19 protein-coding genes and 2 tRNA genes are annotated in these 20699 nt (G+C 58.3%); 12 read left to right on the top strand and 9 right to left on the bottom strand.

From position 1 onward, the window contains the following. The first annotated feature begins 158 nt into the window (after window positions 1-158). A tRNA-Cys gene (locus tag HL45_RS15315) sits at window positions 159-234 on the top strand. A 351-nt stretch (window positions 235-585) separates the two neighbouring features. Here HL45_RS15315 and HL45_RS15310 read toward each other — a convergent pair. Continuing rightward, window positions 586-798: a hypothetical protein gene (locus tag HL45_RS15310; protein ID WP_049971909.1), complete on the bottom strand. Its 213-nt coding sequence runs from the start codon at window positions 796-798 to the stop codon at window positions 586-588. Window positions 799-1100: 302 nt separating this feature from the next. Here HL45_RS15310 and HL45_RS15305 point away from each other — a divergent pair, with 302 nt between their 5' ends. Further along, window positions 1101-1922 (top strand): hypothetical protein, encoded by an 822-nt coding sequence (locus HL45_RS15305; RefSeq protein WP_049971908.1) that lies wholly within the window; start codon window positions 1101-1103, stop codon window positions 1920-1922. Between the two features lie 34 nt (window positions 1923-1956). Here the strand turns inward: HL45_RS15305 and HL45_RS15300 are convergent, their stop codons facing one another. The 3 genes from HL45_RS15300 to HL45_RS15290 form a co-directional block, all read right to left on the bottom strand. Beyond that, the gene (locus tag HL45_RS15300; protein ID WP_049971907.1) at window positions 1957-2157 is read right to left on the bottom strand and encodes a hypothetical protein; all 201 of its coding nucleotides are present in this window, start codon (window positions 2155-2157) and stop codon (window positions 1957-1959) included. 135 nt (window positions 2158-2292) lie between these two features. Further along, complete coding sequence (eif1A, locus tag HL45_RS15295; protein ID WP_049971906.1) at window positions 2293-2577, bottom strand: translation initiation factor eIF-1A; 285 nt, start codon at window positions 2575-2577, stop codon at window positions 2293-2295. A 348-nt stretch (window positions 2578-2925) separates the two neighbouring features. After that, window positions 2926-2999, bottom strand: a tRNA-Lys gene (locus HL45_RS15290). Window positions 3000-3095: 96 nt separating this feature from the next. Between HL45_RS15290 and HL45_RS15285 the strand changes: the two genes are divergently transcribed. Next, the gene (locus tag HL45_RS15285; RefSeq protein WP_049971905.1) at window positions 3096-4394 is read left to right on the top strand and encodes an ArgE/DapE family deacylase; all 1299 of its coding nucleotides are present in this window, start codon (window positions 3096-3098) and stop codon (window positions 4392-4394) included. A gap of 16 nt (window positions 4395-4410) precedes the next feature. Here HL45_RS15285 and HL45_RS15280 read toward each other — a convergent pair whose 3' ends face one another. Next, window positions 4411-5076, bottom strand: a complete 666-nt coding sequence (locus tag HL45_RS15280; protein ID WP_049971904.1) for a DUF7119 family protein — start codon at window positions 5074-5076, stop codon at window positions 4411-4413. Window positions 5077-5668: 592 nt separating this feature from the next. Between HL45_RS15280 and HL45_RS15275 the strand changes: the two genes are divergently transcribed. From HL45_RS15275 to HL45_RS15260, 4 genes are all read left to right on the top strand, one after another. Then, entirely contained in the window at window positions 5669-6478 is an 810-nt protein-coding gene (locus tag HL45_RS15275; protein WP_049971903.1) for a hypothetical protein, read from the top strand. A 117-nt stretch (window positions 6479-6595) separates the two neighbouring features. Beyond that, the gene (locus HL45_RS15270; protein WP_049972076.1) at window positions 6596-7222 is read left to right on the top strand and encodes a VOC family protein; all 627 of its coding nucleotides are present in this window, start codon (window positions 6596-6598) and stop codon (window positions 7220-7222) included. A gap of 71 nt (window positions 7223-7293) precedes the next feature. Continuing rightward, entirely contained in the window at window positions 7294-8259 is a 966-nt protein-coding gene (locus HL45_RS15265; RefSeq protein WP_049971902.1) for an oxidoreductase, read from the top strand. Window positions 8260-8307: 48 nt separating this feature from the next. Continuing rightward, window positions 8308-8745: a Rieske (2Fe-2S) protein gene (locus tag HL45_RS15260; protein ID WP_049971901.1), complete on the top strand. Its 438-nt coding sequence runs from the start codon at window positions 8308-8310 to the stop codon at window positions 8743-8745. Here the strand turns inward: HL45_RS15260 and HL45_RS15255 are convergent. Next, window positions 8728-9735, bottom strand: a complete 1008-nt coding sequence (locus tag HL45_RS15255; RefSeq protein ID WP_049971900.1) for a M23 family metallopeptidase — start codon at window positions 9733-9735, stop codon at window positions 8728-8730. The two genes, HL45_RS15260 and HL45_RS15255, sit on opposite strands and share 18 nt — an antisense overlap. 160 nt (window positions 9736-9895) lie before the next feature. Here HL45_RS15255 and HL45_RS15250 point away from each other — a divergent pair, with 160 nt between their 5' ends. Then, on the top strand, window positions 9896-10432 hold the full coding sequence (locus tag HL45_RS15250; RefSeq protein WP_049971899.1) for a hypothetical protein: 537 nt from the start codon (window positions 9896-9898) through the stop codon (window positions 10430-10432). Window positions 10433-10457: 25 nt separating this feature from the next. Here HL45_RS15250 and HL45_RS15245 read toward each other — a convergent pair whose 3' ends face one another. The 3 genes from HL45_RS15245 to HL45_RS15235 form a co-directional block, all read right to left on the bottom strand. Then, window positions 10458-11294 (bottom strand): RNA ligase family protein, encoded by an 837-nt coding sequence (locus HL45_RS15245; RefSeq protein WP_049972075.1) that lies wholly within the window; start codon window positions 11292-11294, stop codon window positions 10458-10460. Continuing rightward, window positions 11291-12526, bottom strand: coding sequence for an MBL fold metallo-hydrolase (locus HL45_RS15240; protein ID WP_049971898.1), 1236 nt, complete (start codon window positions 12524-12526; stop codon window positions 11291-11293). Before HL45_RS15240 ends, HL45_RS15245 begins: the two co-directional genes overlap by 4 nt. Window positions 12527-12607: 81 nt before the next feature. Next, the gene (locus tag HL45_RS15235; RefSeq protein ID WP_211250866.1) at window positions 12608-12859 is read right to left on the bottom strand and encodes a hypothetical protein; all 252 of its coding nucleotides are present in this window, start codon (window positions 12857-12859) and stop codon (window positions 12608-12610) included. 149 nt (window positions 12860-13008) lie between these two features. Here HL45_RS15235 and HL45_RS15230 point away from each other — a divergent pair, with 149 nt between their 5' ends. The 4 genes from HL45_RS15230 to HL45_RS15215 all read left to right on the top strand — a co-directional run bounded on the left by HL45_RS15230 (window position 13009) and on the right by HL45_RS15215 (window position 20688). After that, complete coding sequence (locus HL45_RS15230) at window positions 13009-15579, top strand: PD-(D/E)XK nuclease family protein (protein WP_049971897.1); 2571 nt, start codon at window positions 13009-13011, stop codon at window positions 15577-15579. Continuing rightward, window positions 15572-18418: a UvrD-helicase domain-containing protein gene (locus HL45_RS15225; protein WP_049971896.1), complete on the top strand. Its 2847-nt coding sequence runs from the start codon at window positions 15572-15574 to the stop codon at window positions 18416-18418. The genes HL45_RS15230 and HL45_RS15225 overlap by 8 nt, the downstream gene beginning before the upstream one ends. A 74-nt stretch (window positions 18419-18492) precedes the next feature. Continuing rightward, window positions 18493-19965, top strand: a complete 1473-nt coding sequence (locus HL45_RS15220) for an aldehyde dehydrogenase family protein (protein WP_049971895.1) — start codon at window positions 18493-18495, stop codon at window positions 19963-19965. A 309-nt stretch (window positions 19966-20274) separates the two neighbouring features. Further along, a complete protein-coding gene (locus tag HL45_RS15215; RefSeq protein ID WP_233274793.1) occupies window positions 20275-20688 on the top strand; it encodes an RDD family protein in 414 nt (137 codons plus the stop codon). The last annotated feature ends 11 nt before the right edge of the window (window positions 20689-20699 follow it).

Here is a 20699-nt window from a genome sequence, read left to right as displayed (position 1 = left end):
TGCGCGAGCCTCTGGGAAATCTGATTCGCCGCCTCCCACTCATACTTTCATTCATTACCCACCACGAGCGCTAGCGCTCGTGGTGGGTTTTTTGCTATTTCTATCAGCTAACGAAAGACCGCTATACTTAAACCAGCAGAATACAAAGAAGTGACTGCGCCAAGGTGGCAGAGTCCGGCCGAACGCAGCGGCCTGCAGAGCCGCCCATCGCCGGTTCAAATCCGGCCCTTGGCTTTTCTGACGAACGCGGTGAACCCGGAGAGCAATCTATGCGCGGAAGGATATTGTCGGAGTAGTTGGTTCACAGTCGTCTCGTTATATGAATAAGACGTCACTCGACGACTCCGTGTACGACCGAGACACGCTGTTCGAACAGATGCAGAATTGACAGTACGTTCTCGCGTACCATGGTTCTAAACTGACTGTTTTGTCGCCGCTAGTAATACTGGCAGTTATATCCGTGTCGGTGTAGCTGTTCGTAACGGGACAGTATTTTCGTCGCATTTTATTATTTGTCTGCCACTTTTATTGGCTTGCGAGAAACGTTTCTGTAGTATGGTTGCCGAAAAACGAGGCGACTGTCGGTTACGCACGCCATCGCTGGATGTACGCCGTTCCCATCGCGACAAATGCGGTGCTGAGTGCGTCGAAGATTGCGACCGCAATGCCGTTGCCGAGTGCGAGGTAGATGGCGGTCCCAGCGATTAGCCCGAACAATCCTGCGACGATGACGTATTGCCATGTTGAAAGCTGTTCTGCTTGCTCGTCGAGCCTTCTGAGCGCGTTGGAAGCCGACATCTGTTATTACCTCGTTTGAATGTGTCTATAACTGGTACTGAGCGTATCTGCCGAGCAATCACTGACATTTTCGATGTTTTGACTGCTGATCGAATATACATCCCATTGTAGGACGGATACGACTTTGTCATGCTATTTATGACAATTATTAATAAATTTTAAAATGAATAAATACACACTAAAAATGTCGTATATTGTTCTTCATATTGGATTCAACCCGAAAAAACTAGTTCTAGATTGGTTATGTGAATGTATAACGGAGAAAAGTAACCATTATGCCCAATGCGGACTGGAGATAGAACATGCAACGAAGAGCAGCGGGCGTTTACGTAACCGTCTTTCTGGTTATCGCTGCCGGGGCGTACTCACTCATCGGAGTCGCTCAGGAGCCGACGGTTTCGGTCGAAAACCCCGACCAGACCCTCTCGAACCAAGGACAGAAATTCAACGTCGATGGGCGACAGTACAACGTCACGTCGCTTGGTGACGGTTCTGCGGAAGTCGCGTGGACGAACCAATCCGCAACCTACTCGGCTGAGTTAGGGAACAACACCACGGTAGAACAGGACAACACCACGTTCCGACTCCTCATCCCGAATCAGTCGAACCCGAGCCAAGCCACGTTGACCGAGGTACAAAACCTGAGCGAAGACACACAAACGGTCAATCAGGGTAACGTGACCTACGTCGTGGTCAACCAGAGTAGTAACGACAGCGCTAACAAGTCGCTCGTTCCGGTGGACGAGTACAAGCAACAGCAGTTCGGCGAGCCGGAGACGCAAACGCTCCAACAAGGAAACAACTTCCAGTACCAAAACAACTCGACGACGATAGCGAACATCTCCGCGGAGTCCGTGCTCCTACAGTGGGAGGCTCCGAAAACGACGACGACCTCGCTTTCGAGCGGTGGAACGGCCGAACTCGGTCCGAACAATCAAACCTACGTCGCCCACGGTCAGGGTGGCAACGTCGTCCTTTCGTCGAACGTCGATGCGTACAACAGCCAGAATGCGGAAATCGGTGAGTTCAACGAGCGTATCGCGGGCCTCTGGGGAGTGTCTATCTTGAGCTTCCTTGCAGCAATACTGTTGGCTATGTTCGCTTTCCTGCCGTTCAAAGGGTAGCTGAACGACGGCTAACAATCGAAAACTCGCCTTTTTACGCCCGAGAAATCCACGCCAGCGCCGCACCAATGCCGATTGCGGAGAGCGCGCCGATTATTTGGCCAATCATGAGCAGGGCGCTGCCGGATTTGCTCGCCCATGGTGTGCCGACGAGGGTTGCGATTCCGATGAGGACGAGCAGTGCGCCCATGACGATGCCGAACGGTTCGAGCGGATCCGAGACGAATCGGTTCATATCGGTGTTCTGTGTTCGGCTACCGTATAACATCTACTGAATGAAGTCGCGGAGGAGTGTGTATCGTCCAGATGACTCTCGACGATAACTTCGATAAGGATAGTGTAGTTGTTCTCGGTTCTAGAGAAACGGGTATTACTGGATGTGGCCTTCGCGTCGAAGTTGATCTGCGTCCTGTCCCGTGTATCGCCATTCGATGTTGGCTTTTTCATCTTGCCAGTCCCACGGCTCGACGAGGACGACGTCGCCCTCGTTAATCCATGTTCGATATTTCATTCGGCCGGGAATCCGTCCCATTCGTTCTTTTCCGTCCTCACAACGAACGCGAACGTGGTTCCCGCCGTTGTGTTCTGTTACGACGCCGAACATCTCGTCGCTGTTAGGCATTCGGAGATTTCGACGTTCTGTTTCTTCACTCACATCCAGTAATGGCACCGGACATGGTTAAGTGATGGGATACTATGGATACCATCTACCACGGCGTCGGAATCGCCTTTCGAGGGGGTTTCCACCCTACTTACGACATAATAGGTTGAGAAATGAATGGTGGTGTGACATTTTCCAACAGTGTTATTTCCGAGTAGACAAGCTGCGAAAATAGTATAGAATGGGTATCGACTATTCTTGCGGCTCACAAAGAAGTTCGCCGCAAGAAATACGGGCCGGAAGGGATTTGAACAACGCCCGAGAACCTGTGCCAGCGCAGAACCTCGGTCTAATTCAAATCCTGTGAGCCGCTTTGCTCGCCACGTTCGTTCCTCACAAAAGCGGGCTGGAAGGGATTTGAACCCCTGGCCGTCTGGTTAAAAGCCAGACGCTCTGCCTAACTGAGCTACCAGCCCTCATCCAGTTGTGGGAGTTGCGACGGTTAAACGTTTACCATTCTCTTCCGGTATCGGGTCGGCAAGGTTTACACTCCCGCCTGCATCTATCGAATCATGACAGGGTTTATCGATGCGCAGGGTAACGAACTGCGGACAGTTACCGAACGACTCTGCTCGTTCGACACGACGGGCGGGCAGGAAGCCTCCGCACAGGAATGGCTCGCCGACAAACTCGCGGATTTTGGGTTCGAAACCTACGAGTGGACTGCCGACGCCGAGCGATTGGCCAAACATCCGTCGTTCCCCGACGACCCGACGGACATCGAACACACTGAAGCCAGTGCAGGCGGGCCGAGTCTCGCCGAGCGCCCCAGCGTGGCGGGCGTGCTTGAGTTCGGAAATCCGAACGACGGGCCGACGCTCGTCCTGAACGGCCACATGGACGTGGTACCGGTCGCGCGCGAATCGTGGGACACCGACCCCTTCGAACCGACGTGGGACGACGCGGGCGAGAACCTCACCGCCCGCGGTTCGGCGGACATGAAATCCGGCGTCGTGACCTGTATCTTCGCGGCGAAGCATCTCGCCGAAACCGCTGATGGGGAACTCGACGGAAGAATCGTCGTCGAAAGCGTCGTCGGCGAGGAAGAAGGCGGACTCGGCGCGGCGGCGGCCGCACTCTCCAATCCGTATCCCTTCTCACGCGACGCGGCAATCGTCGCGGAACCGACCGACCTCACCCCCGTCATCGCCACCGAGGGGAGCGTCATGAAGCGACTCCACCTCACGGGGCGCTCGGCTCACGCGGCGACGCGCTGGCGCGGCGAGAGCGTCCTCCCGCATTTCGAGCGAATCCGCGAAGCCTTTTACGACCTGGAATCCGAGCGCGGAGAGTCGGTGACCCATCCGCTGTATGAGGAGTTCCCCGTCTCGTGGCCCATCGTCATCGGTACGGTCGAAGCCGGAACGTGGTCGTCCACCACCCCGGCGAACCTGACTGCCGAAATGCGCCTTGGCGTCGCCCCCGGCGAAACGGTTGACGAAGTTGAGGCCGCCTACGAAGAACGTCTGGCCGAAGTGGTCGAAGAAAACGAATGGCTATCCGAACACCCGCCGACTTTCGAACGATTTTCGATCCAGTTCGAGGCCGCGGAGACGGATGCGGACGAACCCGTCGTCGTCGCGCTCCAGTCCGCGATGGCCGACTACGACCGTGACGACCTCAACACGACGCTCCGCGGGGCGACCTACGGCGCGGACTCGCGCCACTACGTCCACGCGGAGATTCCGACCGTGATATTCGGTCCCGGAACCATCGAGCAGGCTCACTTCCCGAACGAGACGATTCACTGGCCGGACGTGGAAACCGCGGGTGCTGTGATGGTTGACACTGCCCGCGAGTTCCTCGGCTAAACGGATTTTTCGCACCTCACTCCAGTTCGCGTTCCAACGCGCGTGCGACCACCGCTTCCGGTTCTTCGCCTGCCAGCGCGGCCTGCCGTCTGAGTTCCCGGTACACCTCCGGCGGAAGCGAGAGCGTCACCTCGCCGAGTGTCACCCCGTGACGCCGCAGCGCGCGCTCGGGCGACGTTCCGTCGTTGATGTCGCTGACGATGGCGCGAACGTCCCGAACCGTCAGCGAGTTGTCGAGGATGGCCCACGCGAGTTGGTATCGGGCGTCCCCGCCCACCCGCGCGACGTGCTTCGCCGCGGTCGGCGCGATTTGTCCCAGCGCGACGTGTCTGCGAATCGACCGCGGCAGGTCGTGAACCCGCGCCCATTTGCGGATGAAGGCAACCGTCGTTTCGCCGCCTGCTTCCTCCGCGGCACCTTTGTACGACCCGACGCCTCGAACCAATGCGGCGCAGGCCGCGGCCCCGCGGAGCATGTAGACGCTGTCTTCGCTCCCGGCGCTTCCGTCGGCAAAGGCCCGGACGGTTTCGGCGGCTTCCGCGACGCTGTCCGGATCGTCCGGATCGAACGCTTTGGCCTGATTCGCGTGTTCGCCGGTAATCGTCTCGTCGCCGCGGATGACGGGTTCACCGACCGGTGATTTCCGGTCTGCTGGCGGTTCCTCCCCGAAGCCGTCAGTCATTGCTTGGGGATTGTCCCGATGGGGCAAAAAGGAACTGCTAACCCAGTTTTTTGCGGAATGGTTGGCTGTGGGTGTTATCCGCCTTATTCGCTCATCCTCTGTTATTCTTTCGAATATTTCGGTCTGTGTTATTTTTGCAAATGCCGTGGCGCGTGCGTCGGCAGGCCTGAGGCGTTCACCCCCGAGGGCCTGCCAGTTTTCGCGCGAGGGATGAGTACCGGAGCGAAGCGAGGAACGGAATCGGTTGGGGAGGTGTGTGGCCTGCGGAGGTGGTGGCGGTTTTCAGTGGACCCGTGACTTGCTATCGAAAATCTATCATAAAACAAGACAACACACGCTGGATTTCGTCGCAGTGGCGGTTTTCAGTGGAGTCGTGACTTGCTCACGACAAAGTTGACTTACTGCTCTTCTCTACGACAAGCCTCACTCGCTACTCCCGTCTACAGCAAATTCCTCCCTCTGAATCTATCCATCAGACGTCCCACATCACTGCCGCAATTTTATAACCGAAGCCGCCAAATCTCCGAGCAGAAACCGGGGCGACAGCCGAATTAACAGCACAACAACCCGCGAGAACCCCAACTGACCACCTATGCGAGACGAAGAGTACGACCCGACGACGTGCCCGGCGGCGGGCTGTGAGTACGAGGACGCAATCCGCTCCGTCGCAGCGCACATCAGCACGACGGACGACGACCGACACTCGTGGGACAACCTCGTCTTCGACGGTGCCCGCGATTTCGTCATCCGAGAAAAGCGCAGACAGCAGGACGGCGCGACCAACGCCCCCAACGACCAGAATTGCCCAAACAAGCCATCCGTGGAATCCGACTCTCCCTCGAAAAACGAACCCATCCAAACGCCCACACAAAAACCCACCCGAACGCTAGACCCCGACGAAATACCGCAACTCGACCTCGGGTTCGCTCGGGACGCGCTCGTTCTGCTTGACCTCGTCCGACAGTACGACGCCGATTCGTTGGCGGAGTTGGACACCTTCCGACTGGTGAACCTCTACACCCTGTTGTCCGACGTGAGCAGAGGGGCCGACGACGCCCGAAAGGAAGTTCGGGACGCGCTCCTCCACGTTCTCCAAGACGACCGACGAATCTCGTCCGACTACGGATCGGTGAAGCGATACACCACCCGACGACGGAATCAAAAAGACGAGGAAGTGATTCGCGCCGAACTGAACCGGGCCGGAATCGACCCCGACGAGGCGAGAAGCTTCGACACCAAAAAGCTCAAAGAACTAGCGGAAGAGCGCGGACTGGACGAATCCGCCATATTCGACCGCGAAGAACGAACCTACGTGAAAAAATCCGGAGCGGACGGGGACGGTCGCAGGCGGGCGTTCGAGGAACTCGACCCGGAAATTCGGTCGTTGGTCGAAGAGTGGTGAGGTTGTCTGTTGCGCTGCGGTGAGTTTTCGCCCCACTGGCATCGGTGTCACGTGGTGTCGTCGCTGTCCGCGAGAGTATATTGCCGCTCGGTTCGTATCTACGGATACGACCAAATCATGGTAGACGAGAACTCAAATGGGGAAATTCCCATCACGGCAGACCGCCCGGACAGCACGATTCACCTCAGCGGAACCGACCACGTTACCCTCATCGGAAGTAACGAGGAGGACACCGTCGAATTCTACCGCGACATCCTCGGGATGCCGCTCATCCTCCGTCAGCCAAATCTCGACGCGCCGAACGTCACGCACCTGTTCTTCGACACGGGCGACGGGCGGGTCATCACCTTCTTCGTGGAGGAAGGGCGACAGTCGAATCCCTCGCCACAGCGAACCGGAATCGGTGCGGTTCACCATCTCGCGTTCCGATTCGAACCGGAACGCTTGGAGGAAATCAAGCAGGGACTCGAAGAAAACGGCCACCGATACAACGTCTTCGACCGGAGCATCTTCTACTCGCTGTACACCAGCGACCACAACGGACTGACCATCGAACTGACGACCGACAAGTTCGACATTCCGGACGACAGACGCGCCGAAGTGCTGGCTACCGCCCAACGTCTACGCGAGGAAGACGGCTCCGACTACGCCAAAGCGGAACACCTCGAAGCCGCGTTGGAAGAACTCGGCATTCCGGTCGAACCCGTCGAACTTCCAGACGCGCCGACGGGTGCAGGTGTGTAGGCCGCGGGAAGAATTTCAGACCCACCGTATCGGGCAGTGGCTTTCTGTACCATGCGATCGTACACGATTCCATGACTGACACCGGATGGACTGCCGAACGAATGCCGGATATGACCGAAAAGACCGTCGTCGTCACGGGTGCGAACAGCGGCCTCGGTTACGAGGTGACCCGCGCCTTGGCTCGAAAGGGCGCAATCGTCGTCATGGCCTGCCGACGAACGAACCACGCGAAGACGGTCAAAGGGCGTATTCTCACGGAAATTCCCGACGCGACGCTCGACGTGCGCGAACTTGACCTTGCAGACCCGGACTCTATCCGGTCGTTCGCCGACGATTTCGAGGCCGAATACGACGACCTGCACGTCCTCTGTAACAACGCGGGCGTGATGGCAATTCCCCGCCGGGAAACCGAAGACGGGTACGAGATGCAGTTCGGCGTCAACCATCTCGGTCACTTCGCACTGACGGGTCTGCTGTTCGACCGACTGCTCGAAACGCGGGGGGAGACGCGCGTCGTGACCCAGAGCAGCGGCGTCCATGAACGCGGTGACATCAACTTCGAGGATTTACATGGCGAGCAGGAGTACGACAAATGGGACGCCTACGGCCAGAGCAAACTGGCGAACGTCCTCTTTGCCTACGAACTCGACAGGCGACTGGACGAGGCGAGTATCGACGGCGTGTTGAGCCTCGCCTGCCATCCGGGGTATGCGAGTACGAATCTCCAGCGACGCGGCCCAGAACAGGAAGGCTCACGACTTCGACTGTGGATGATGCGCCTTGTGAACGCAGTGTTTGCCCAAAGCGCGGAACGCGGCGCGCTTCCGATGCTTTACGCCGCGACCGATGAGGATGTCATGGGTGGGGAGTACGTCGGTCCCGGTGGACTGATGAACATGCGCGGTTTGCCCGAAATCCAACCGTCCAGCGACCGGTCGTACGACGAGCAGATGGCCGACCGCCTCTGGAAGATTTCTTCTGATTTGACTGGAGTCACCTACGATTTCGCGCAAGCGAAGACCGCGGACGACGATTAATTCTTCCGGAGAAGCACGTTTTATCTATCGCGCAAACAACGGTTATCCATGGTCGCCACGGACGATGCTACACAGTTGACGACGGTTGACGAACTCCCCGAAAACGGTTCGTTTCTCTTCACCGTTCTCGAACACGACGGGTCGAAAGGGGAGGTGATTCTGGTAAACGGCGGGGACTGCATCGCCGCGTGGCGAAACTTCTGTCAGCACGAAACCGACCAGCGACTCGACCGGGGATTCGGGGCTGCTATGCGCGACGGCGACATCATCTGCCCGAAACACGGGTCGATGTTCGACGGTTGTTCCGGTCACTGCGACAACGGAGAGGCGAAAGGCTCGACTCTCCTCTCGGTCGATGTGGCGGTCGAAGATGGGGATGTCTATCTCACCGATAGAACGTGTGACTTTCTGCACGAGGGCGGTATCGAAGACGATGACGACGAGGACGACGGCATGCCGTCGTCCTCGTCACATTTGACGTTTTGAAGCTTCGGAATCCGTCGATTCGGTCGTCGTCACGCGCTGACCCTCTCGAATCGAAGCGGGCTCGTTTTGCTCGCTCGCTCCGGTTTCGGCGTCCTCGATTCCGAGATTACCGAACGTAATCGGCAGTCCTGCCGAGAAAAAGAAATCCTGCCGGTCTTGCAGTTGAAAATGCAGATGTGGTTCGGTCGAGTTTCCCGAGTGTCCGCAGCGACCGATTTGCTGGCCGCGTTCGACTTTCTCGCCGTCTTCGACTGCGACGCTTCCCTCTGCCAGATGTGCGAGGACGCTGTACTCATTTTCCGCGTGCCGAATCGTGACGTAATTCCCCCTGATGTCGCGCTGAAACGGGTCGAGCATCCCTCGAAAATACGGCGAATCGCGGTGACCGTCCTTGGTTTCGACTACGGTTCCGTCCGCGGGTGCGAGCATCGGTTCGCTGTAACAGAAGTACTCGTCGGCACTGTCGCCATCACCATCGTGCGTGCGTCTGTCCTCGTCCGAAATCACGAAATCGTATGCGTATCGCTGTGAGACGATGCTCCACGAATGGGAATCCTCCTTCTCGACGCCGCCGTTGACGACCGTCCACGTTCCGGAAAACGGCAGTGTGAGTTCTGTCTGCTGGTCGAATCGTCCCGGTGCTGGTGGTTGACCACGGTACCGAAAAAGCGCGACGACGTTGCCGACGATTTGCCCCATCGACTGCACGAGGATGAACGGGTTGACCATTACGAGAAGGTTGCTCGCCAGAAAGCGCCCTCGCCAGCGCCAGTCGGTGTCGAATTCTACCGGCGATTCCTCGTCCGAGGTCGGAATCAGTACGCTAACCAGCGGCCACAGGCCGAACAGCCAGAACAGCATAAATATCCGGAGCGGTTCGAGCGACTCCGCAAAATAACTCGGAATCCCGAGAACTCCGAGATAGCTCACCGTAACCGGGTCGATTCGCCGGAGCGACGACCGCAGTGTTTGGAGGGTGTCCGCAATCATTTCAACCGTGACTTTCTTTTGTGCTCCGATAACTGTTTTCAGGCCGTTGGCGTTGCAGTGACTTTCCGATACAGCAGCTACGGTTCGGCGTAGCACTAACGCGGAACCTCTCAGAACGGTTCCGCAGAGGGTTATCGCGTTATCCCTCGAATAGTTTTGCATGGCACTCGTTGACGAACGATTGGTCGATGACATAGCGAAACACGACCGATACTACCGAGTCGAAGATTTCGTAACGTATCTCGAACGCCACCTTCGCGGCGAACCGGGCGTTCCGCTTTCAGTCATCCACGCTTACGCTGATGCACTCGGCTACGAACGAGAGAGAACCGACGAACTGCTAGAAGGACGCATCGTCGATTCGATGACGTGGGTCGCAGACGACGTGTTCTATCGAATCGGCGACGGCATCAGCATCTACCCGCTTTCGTGGCACGAACGATTGGACGGGTCGCGCGACGTGGCCGACTACGTGCGGGTGATGCTTGACGGCCGGGAGTCGGCGGGTGAAGAGTTTCCGAAGGGAGAACGAGGAATCGCGCAAACGGACATTCTGACCGCGCTGGAAATCATGACCGACGTGAATAGAAAGGAGGGCGAAAAAATGCTCCGAGAGCAACGCCACCACGGCGACATCGTCATCTACGCGTACCAGAATCCGGAAGACATCGTTCGATTGCCGGAAACGAAACAATAAGACGGGGCGAAATCGGTGTTCTATTTCAGCGACGGGAGACGAACTGCTGGGTGAGCGACGCGAGTTCCGACCGAAACGCCTGCACGTCGATGTCATTCGCCTCGCCGAACAGGCGGGCGTGTTCTTCGCGCACGATTGTCTCGAACGTTCGTTCGAACAGAGCATCCACCGCAACCGCCTGCCCATTCGATTCCAGCGCGTTTGCTACCCGTTCGAAACGACGGTCAGTCGCACATTCTCGGGCCAAGTCTTTCGGTGATTTCTCGCTCGTTTTTCGTTCGTTTGTCGCTTCAAAATCTCCATCGAGTAATTTGACGCGCCCACCCGTTTTGTTCCGGAGGACGACACCCGCCGCTTTCCCGTCGTACCAGTTCGACTGTGGCACCTCGTAGTCATGGGGGTCGAAATCAACCGCCCGAACCTCCTTTTCGAACGTGTTCACGTGATTCAGACCGAGACGGTCGTAAATCGCCTCCACCCGGTCGGGAGACAGAAACCGCTCACTGCTGTCCGACCAAATGTCGAACCCCAGAAACGACGGCGTTCGACGCCAGTCGTAGTCGATGATGTGCTGATACATTGCTTCGCCGAAGAAGACGACGGATTCGACGTTTTCGACTGCCGAGCGGAGCGCCGACCGGTCGAGGTTTTTTCGAATATGCCGAACCACGTGTTGGTAGGGCGTCGGAATCGCGTCCGCATCGTAGACGCGATTCCGGTCGCCAAATTGGAGCAGTCCCGACTCCTGAAGCCGAAACCGGAGATGTGTGCCGTCCACCTTCTCTTGAATCCAAAAGTGACCGCCGTCGAACAGCGATTTCGGTGCGTCGTCGGGTCGTGACATCGGAGGATAGCGTTTCATGCGCTCGTCCATTCCTCTCCAACTTCTGGCGCACTCGCGTCGTATCCATTGCCCCGCAACTCTTCGGCGAACGCCTCGCACCTGTCGCCGTGATTCACGAACACCGTCGCATCTCGGTACGATTTCAGAAAGTCGAGCAGGCCATCGCGGTCTGCGTGGGCGGAAAAGTCGTAGGACTCCACCTGTGCGCTGACGGGCATCACCCGGCCGTCGATTTCGCCGCGGCCCGAATCCAGCAGTTCCCTGCCGGGCGTTCCTTCGACCTGATAGCCAGTCATCGTGATTTTGTTGACGGGGTTCGCGCGGATTTCCGGAATGTAGGTCATCGCGGGGCCGCCTGAAAGCATTCCGGAGGTCGTCACGATGACCGTGTTTTTCCTCGCAATCCGCTTTCGCTGGCCGTTTTTTCCCGCCACGAATCGCGCGTTCGAGACGGCTCGTTTGAGTGCATCCTCGTCCCGGACGAAGTCGGTATTTCGTCGGAGCATTCGTGTCACTTCTTTGCCCATCCCATCGACGTAGCAGTCGATGTCGTGGGCTTCACAGACCAGCAACATCTCCTGCGTTCGACCGATGGCGAAGGCCGGAACGACGACGGTTCCGCCCTCCCAGAGCGTCGTCTTCACGCTCTCTGCGAATCGCTCTTCGACCTGCTTGCGCTCGTCGTGTTCCACGTCCGAGTAGGTGCTTTCGCAGATGACCACGTCCGCGTCGGGTCGCGCCGTGGTTCCCGACAAGAGTCGCTGGTTGCCGGTGTGGAAATCCGCGGTGTAGAGCAGTCTCGTCTCGCCGTCGTCCACGAGGACGTGCGCGCTTCCGGGGATGTGGCCAGCGTCGAAAAACGTGATTTTGTGACCTGCCGCTTCGAACGTCTCGCGGTAGCCGTGCGGAACCGACACCTGCCTGAGTCGTTTCAGGTCGGCTTCCGTAAACGGACAGTCGTAGCTCCCACCGTGGAGTTTCAGCGTGTCGCGCGCGAGCAAGTGGGCCAACTCCCGGGTGGGCGGCGTCCAGTGAATCGGCGGACGGTCGTCGCCGGAAAGTAGGGAGGGAAGAATCCCGACGTGGTCTAAGTGGCCGTGTGAGACGACGACAGCGTCGGGATTCACGCTTCCGACTGGAAACTGCGGCGGATTTCCCGTCAACATCCCGTAATCGAGCAGAAGGGAATCGTTGACGAGAATCGCGCTTCGCCCGACTTCGCGCGCCCCGCCGAGAAACTGGATGTTCATTGGGAAACAGTATTCGCCGGAGGCCTTTTCCTTCGTCGGTTCGGTCGCCGATGGCGACTGCCGAACAGTCGGCAGTCGTCCCTATTCGAATATTTTCTCTCGCTCGCGCTCTCGCTTGCGTGACTGTGACCGACCTGACTCGCTGCTCCCGCCGACCACATTCGACACCACGATGTACGCCAGATACAACAGAACTGCGAGGACGACGAGGGTGAGGACGGTGCTGACGAGCCACGACAGGAAGCCGAGGACGATGCTCACGATTTCCGCGACGAGCCACAGGAGGACGAGTGCGAGGATCGCCCAACCGCCAAGACGTAACCATCGAGTCATACTTCTCTATTTCGCTGTCAGCAGTATGAATGTTCGCCCCAAAACACGAATTTCGTCACGTCGTTTTCTGAGATTTTATTTTCTTTGTTCCCGATTTTCTAACCCACTCGTCGGTAGGTTTTTGCGCCCACTCCAACCACATCCTTGTCGTGTCATTGAAAAAGGCGAAGTCGGTCGAACGACTCTACGACGACTGTCGGGGGTACGACCGCGTCGTCGTTCCAGACGCGCCGCTTGCACAGGCGTTGAACCGACGACTGGACGAACCCCGGCTCGGGTCGTTCGCGGTGACGCCCCGTGGACTCGCGGCAGGGCGCGAGTGGCAACCCGACGACCGAAGACTGTTCCTTGCCGTCATCGACCGAACCGAACTGCACTGGAAACGCGCATCCTATCTCGTCCGGGCAGTGCTCAATTGCTGGTCGAAAACCGGGTCGTTGGATTCGATTTTCGAGTACGAGCGATTCGACACGGATGCGATGGCAACCGTAGTTGCCATCGCGCAGGAGGCGGACACCCGCCACCGACGACTGGCGGAGTACGAATCCGAAGATGAATCGGTCGCGGTAATCGCGCTGGAACTGTTTTCCGAACTGGAACGCTCGGTTTTACCCTCGGAGTACGACGAGATTTCCGCGTTTGCGGACACCTCGTTCGATCACGAACCGTTCCGTGTCTTCGATTCGGAGGGCGCAATCGTGGAAACGCTCTTCGACAGCATCACCGCGGAAAACGCCAACGAAGTCGCTGTCGTGATGGACGGCGGCAGTTCGTTTCCTGCTCTCGTGGAATCGGCGCTCGAATCCGCGGAAATCCCGTTTCACGGCGGCCCCCAATTTGCCGACGAATCGGCGAATCGAGCATTCCTGTCGCTCCTTCGCGCCGGTTTCGCCGGAAGCGACCTGCGTGTTCGAGACGTCCGCCCCGTGCTGACCGCGCTCGGCGAGAATCCGGCCGTCGAACACGACGAAAAGCGGCTTTCGGCACTTTCTGCTTCGTCGGTCGAATGGCTTCAGTCGTTCCGCGACGGAATCGAGGACGAGACGTTCGCTTCCGCACTGAAACGGTTCGAATCCCGCGCTGGCGTGTCCCTTCCGGAGTTCCGGCGAGAACTCGGAACGCTCGGTATCGCCGGGAAACAGGTCACGGAAACGGCTGTGGACGACCTCGAATTTTACCTTCAGTCGTTCGACGTTCCGGTAGACCGAGACGAAAACGGCGTTCTGCTGGCCAGCGCGAAATCCGCGGCCTACGTGGACAGGCCGGTCGTGTTCTACCTCGGCATGGACGAGGGTTGGACACATTCCCCGCCCGTCTGGCCGTGGACTGATTCGGAACGGCAGTTCGACAGAAATCTTCGACAGTTCCAACTCCTGCTTCAGAACGGGGTCGAACGGTATTCCCTCGTGCTGGACGAAAGCGGTGGACGCCCGGTTACGCCGTGTCTCTACTTCGAAGAACTGTTAGACGCGGATTTCGACCGATTCAGCGATTTGGAATCGGTGGCTCATTCGCGGCCCTACCGAACCCACAAAGTCGGTTTCGAGCACGAACCGATTTCCGTTTCCGATGAAATCGCTGAATCGACGGACGCCATCAGCCAATCGAGTTTGAACTCCTTCGTCGCTTGCCCGCGGGATTACTTCTTCCGCACCGCCCTCGAATCGCCGGACAAAATCTATTTCCGCGAAGGAAACCTGTTTCACGACTTCGCGGAGTTCTACGTGAACCATTCACCCGCGGTCGATGACGACCTGATTTCGGAGGTCGTAGCAATCATGCTGGACGAAGTCTCGCCGTTTTTTCCCGACGCAAAACGCCCGGTTCGAGAGACGCGATACCGAATCGGTATCGAGACCATCATCGAATATCTCGATGCCGACCCGCCGGAATCCGGTGAATTTCTCACGCCGGAGAGCGGTTGGGGCGAGAATACCTTCGCAGAGAAATTCGACCGCTCGGTCGAATCCCCGCTCACGGAACGCTGGTTCGAAAACGACTCGCTGGGACTGAAGGGAAAAATCGACCTTGTCCACTCCCCAACCCGACTGCTGGACTACAAAAGCGGGTCGAAGAAATCGGCGTATTCGGTCGTCAAATCGTCCTCGAGTGACGATATCGTCGACCGACCGAACTTTCAGGCCCTGCTGTATCTCGCCCACTGGCGCAACCAGCATCCCGGCCGACAACATCGATTTACCTTCTTCCACTTCCTCGAAACGCTTTCCGACGTGGTGACGGGCGAGGCGGACATCGGAGACACCCTGACGACGGTGACTTACTACCCCGAATCGTTTCCTGAGTTCGTCGCTTCGCGCGAAGTCTACGACCGACTCTGTGACGGCTACAAGGACTGCCGGACGACTTTCGAAGACCTTGGTTTCGAGCAGTACCGAGAAATCGCCTCGCGCAGGCCGTTTCCGGAAACGACCGACAAGGCGGACCTCCGCGAGTCGGAATACGCCGCGAATTTCACGGCGGACGTGTCGTCTGCGGTCACGACCGACGCCGACCCCGGAAAGGGCTGTGACCAAGCCCTCCGCGAACTGAACGGAGTTCGAAAACGAAACTACTTCCGTGAAGACGTGGACGCCTTCGAATCGTTCGTCGCAGAGCGATTGGGGGAACTGAACGACTACCGAACCGGGGAGCGATTCCCGGTCGGCGAACCGGCATTCGACCATCTCGACAACCGCGACTGCATTCTCACCGATGACTAATCCGAACGACCAACAACAGACGCTCATCGACAGCACCGACGGGATTTACAGGGTAGATGCCGGGGCCGGAACCGGAAAAACGTTCACTATCACCCGACGTTACGCGAATATCGTTTCGCAAACGGGCGTCTCCCCGGACGACGTTCTGCTCGTCACGTTCACCAACAACGCGGCGACGGAGATGAAAGAGCGCGTGGTCGAACACTGCAATTACGAAATGCGCGAACTGGCGGACGCGCCTATCGGGACGTTTCATAGCCTCTGTCACGACATCATTCAAGAACACGGCTTCGACGCACCAGAGTTGCTCGGCATCGACGACCATATCACCGCCAGTACGCGAATTCTCGGGGAGGAAATCGTGGAGGAAGCCCACTTTTCGGAGTTCATCGACCGATTCACCGACGACCACCCGGAACACGCCGAGTTCGTCAGAATCGTCCGAGATACGAGCGAACTGCTCGGACTGATTCACCAACTGTCCGCGAAAGGCGTCTTTCCAACCGAAGACGGCTGGTACCGAAACAGTGAGCGGTCGCTTGACGGCGAGTTCGACGCCTTTCGAGAGATATTCGACTCCGTGAACGAACAGCGCGGGCGCAAGCAGTCCCGTCTCCGCAAAAAGTTGGGGCGGTACGGGCGCGGAAAATGCTACCTTCCCGATGCACCGGAAAAGTCCGAACTGCGCGGCGGCAGGGGGACGAAACAGATCGACGAATCGGTCGCAAAACGCGTCTTCGATACCGACCGGGAAGCGCTGAAGGAGTTCGTCCACGACGTGTATTTCGAGTACGTCCGGTTCGCGCTCCGGCGGAACTACCTCAATTTCGGCTTCCTCCAGTTGTTCGCGTTCGTCTTACTCTGTGAGGACGACGACCTGCGAGAGGAATGCAAATACGAGTACGTGATGGTGGACGAGTTTCAGGATTCGAGCGAAATCCAGTTCAAACTCGCCCTCCTGCTGGCCGGAACCGACAACTTCTGCGTCGTCGGCGACTGGAAACAGAGCATCTACTCGTTTCAGTACGCCGAGGTGGCGAACATCACCGAGTTCGAATCCCGACTTGAGAGATTCGCCGACGAACTGAACGACGACGGGGAGCGCGTCGGGGTTTCTACTGCGGACGTGAACGACATCGCACTGGTCGAAAACTACCGATCCACGCAGGCCATCCTCGACTTTTCGGAACACAGCCTCACGACGGAAGCCGCGAAATCTGACGACGTAGACCCGGGCATCGCCGAGGAGATCGTCCCGCTCTCCTCGAACACGGAACACGAATATTCGCGCATCGAGGCCGTCGTCAGCGACGACGAACACGAATCCGTGTTGGAGACGATTCAGCAGGTCGTCGGAAACGAGGAGTACGCCATCGAACGAGACGGCGAACTACTCGCCCCACGCCACGAGGATATTGCGGTTCTCACCCGAACTCGGGATTTCGGCCGTGAACTACAGGACGTGGCCGACGAGTACGGCATCCCGATGGCGTACGAAGGCGGCGTCGAACTGTTCCGCACCGACCCGGCGAAACTCCTCCTCGCGTGGCTTCGCATCCTCGAAACCGATTCGAATCGAGGGTGGGCCGTCGTGTTGGAACAGGCGGGCTACAGTCTGGACGAGGTTCAGCACGTCCTCGAAACTGGAGAATATCCGACCGACATGGCCGACTTCCGCGCCGAAATCGAGGATATGGAAACCGTCGGCGCGGTTGCCAGAACGGTCTTTTCGCGGTACGGCTACGACGGAACTGACGCCGACGTGTTGCTCTCGACCCTGCAATCGGTGTTCGACGCGACGACGATGACTCGGGGCGACCTGATTCGATTTGTAGAGCGCGGTATCGAACGCGGAACCACGCAGGAGGTGGCCGACGGAATCGGCTCTGATTCGGTGACGGTGCAGACGATTCACGCTGCGAAGGGACTCGAACATCCGATCGTGATTTTGGCGAACATGAACGAAGGCCGATTCCCGACCCGAGGCTCTGACACCCGGGCCATCACCTACGGCGACCCGGTCGGACTCCGCCAGCGAAAACGTTACGCAGAAGCGCACGGCCGACCGCACATCTACGACGACTGGCAAACCGACGTTCTCCGGCACTGTCTTCCGAAAAACTACGACGAGGAACGGAGACTGCTGTACGTGGCGATGACGCGGGCCGAATCACATCTCGTTTTCTCGGCGGGCGAGTCCCCGAGTCCGCTGTTCGAGAACCTTCCAATTGATGCGTGGGAACGAACGCCCGACCTCTCGGTGGACGAGTCAGTTCGCACCGAACAGACGAAACTTCGGATTTCGACGCCCGACCCGGAAGGGCCGAGAGGCCACACACCGCACACGCTCATGCGCGACGACGTGTTCGAAGACCGCGAGGGACGCGGCACCGATTTCGGCGCGCGACTCCACGGTTTCGCGGAGCGCTACGCACGCGACGAACCGGTCGAACCGAAATCCGACGACCAGCGCCGGGTTGCCGAGTTTATCGACTCGATGGACGGCGAGAAAATAATCGAGGAGAACGCCTACCTGCCGCTCACGGTTGACGGCGAACAGGTGACGATTTCGGGGATCGTGGATTTGATTCACGTCACCCCAGATTCAGTCGAAATAGTGGATTACAAAACTGACCTTCGCAGAGACGCCCAATCGGAGTACGAAATTCAGTTGAGCATCTACTACCACGTCGTTTCGGCGGCCTATCCAGACCACGAGGTGTCAGCGAAAATTTTCTACACCGCACTGGACGACGCACTCGAACCGAGTGAGCTTCCCGAAATAAACCGACTGTCGAAGGCGGAACTGGCCGAATTGGTACGGGAGCGAACGGCGTAGAGGCAACCAACACAACCACACGACACCGCCGATTCCCCACTCTTTATCGGGGTCAAGGACGGAGTTGCAACCGAATGTCGGACAGAGATTTCACCGCGGACGGAGACTGGAACGCGCTCTATATCGACGGCGAATGGGTCGAGGGTGGCGACAGAGACGAACTCGAAGTGACGAACCCGGCGACGCAGGAACCAATCACGACGGTTCCGGCGGGTACCGAGGAGGACGTAAACCGCGCCTACGAGGCCGCCGCGGAGGCGCAGGCCGACTGGGCCGCGCAACCGGCAGAAGAACGCGTAGACGTGATCAAAAACGCGCTCGGTCTGCTAGACGACCACCGCGACGAGATTCTCGAATCGCTGGCGGTCGAATCGGGGAGCGCGAACGCCAAGGCCTTCGCCGAGTGGCAGACCGCACAGGGGATGTGCCACCACGCCACCGGTCTGGCCGACCAACTCGGCACCAAAGAGCAGGACTCGTTTATCCCCGGCAAGGAAAACGAAATCGAGCGCATCCCGGCAGGCGTCGTCGGCGTCATCTCACCGTGGAACTTCCCGTTCAACCTCTCGATGCGTGCCGTCGCTCCCGCGTTGGCGCTCGGTAACGCGGTCGTCTTGAAGCCTGCTTCGCCGACGCCTGTGACCGGCGGCCTGCTACTAGCGAAGATTTTCGACGAGGCTGGCCTGCCGAACGGTCTGTTGAACGTCGTGACCGGCCACGGAAGCGACATCGGCGACCGGATGGCCGAGCATCCCGAACTCGACGTGATGGCGTTCACCGGTTCGACGGAAATCGGCAAGCGCGTGGCTTCGAAGGCCGCAGAGAACCTTGCACTCCCGGCGATGGAACTCGGTGGCAACAACCCATTCGTCGTCACCGACGACGCGGATATCGACGCCGCAATCGACTCGGCGGTGTTCGGGTCGTTCCTCCATCAGGGCCAGATTTGTATTTCGATCAACCGCCACATCGTCCACGAGGATGTGTACGACGAGTACGTCGAGAAATTAACTGAGAGAGCAGCGAGTCTGCCGATTGGCGACCCCACGGACAGGGACAACGTCATCGGGCCGATTATCGATGAAGGCCAGCGCGACCAGATGCTCGACTACGTTGAATCGACCGTCGAGGCCGGTGCGACGCTGGAGACTGGTGGCGACCACGATGGCCTCTTCGTAGAACCGACGGTTCTCTCCGGTGCGACCAACGACATGGCCGCGGCGTGCAACGAACACTTCGGTCCAATTGCGCCCGTGATTCCGTACTCGGACGACGAGGAAGCCATCGAGATGGCGAACGACACCGAGTACGGCCTCGCCGGTGCGGTTCACGCTGGCGACATGGACCGTGCGCGTGAACTCGCGGACAGTATCGAAGCGGGCATGGTTCACATCAACGACCAACCGATCAACGAGGAACCGAACGTGCCGTTCGGTGGCGTGAAAGAATCCGGCATTGGACGGTACGACGGCGAAGCGATTCTGCACGAACTGACCCAGACGAAGTGGGTTTCGGTGCAAGAAGAGAAGCGTCAATATCCGTTCTGAAACCACCTTTTGACCACCACCTTTTACGACGGTCGCAGGCCAGCGTCCGGGTGATTCGCCAGAACGCTGACTGTCTTCTTCACGGGCGTCGCCCGTGAAGGAACGAGAGAGCGACGCTTTCTCACATTCCCTGTAAAAGCTGGATCAAAAGCACGGCACTCGCTCAGTCGCTTGCTTCTTCGCTCGTGGAGGAATCGCTAACCCCACCGGAAGCCAGTCTGTCTATCGCTCTCTTTGGTCGAGTGGCGAACATGGTTCGAAGACGACACAACAGAAAACTTATGACCTTTGTCTCGGAGGCTGATGGCAATGCCAGAACCAGTCATGGGAACTGAAGAAGACGTTATTCTCAACCGCGTCGTCGCGCTGATACTCGACGAAATCATCGCAGTCGTCTGCGCGCTGGTCGTCGGCGGAGTGATTGGCGGATTGCTCGGTTCGAGTGGCCTCGCGATTCTCTTGGCCCTCGCCATCATCTTCGGCTATCACGTCGTCCTCGAAGGACTGTACGGCCAGACGGTCGGCAAACGGTTGCTCGGAATCGTCGTCGTCACGCAACACGGTGACCCGTGTTCGATGGGCGCGTCGGTCGTCCGAAACGCGCTTCGAATCATCGACGCGTTTTTCCACTACGCCGTCGGGCTTGTGGTTATGCTCATCAACGACGACCGCCAGCGAATCGGCGACATCGCCGCCAACACCGTAGTCGTTCGCGCGAAATAGCCTGCCTCTGT

It is taken from the genome of Haladaptatus cibarius D43, assembly GCF_000710615.1.
GTDB classification, from domain to species: Archaea; Halobacteriota; Halobacteria; order Halobacteriales; family Haladaptataceae; genus Haladaptatus; species Haladaptatus cibarius.
This window is presented reverse-complemented; position numbering and strand designations above follow the sequence as displayed.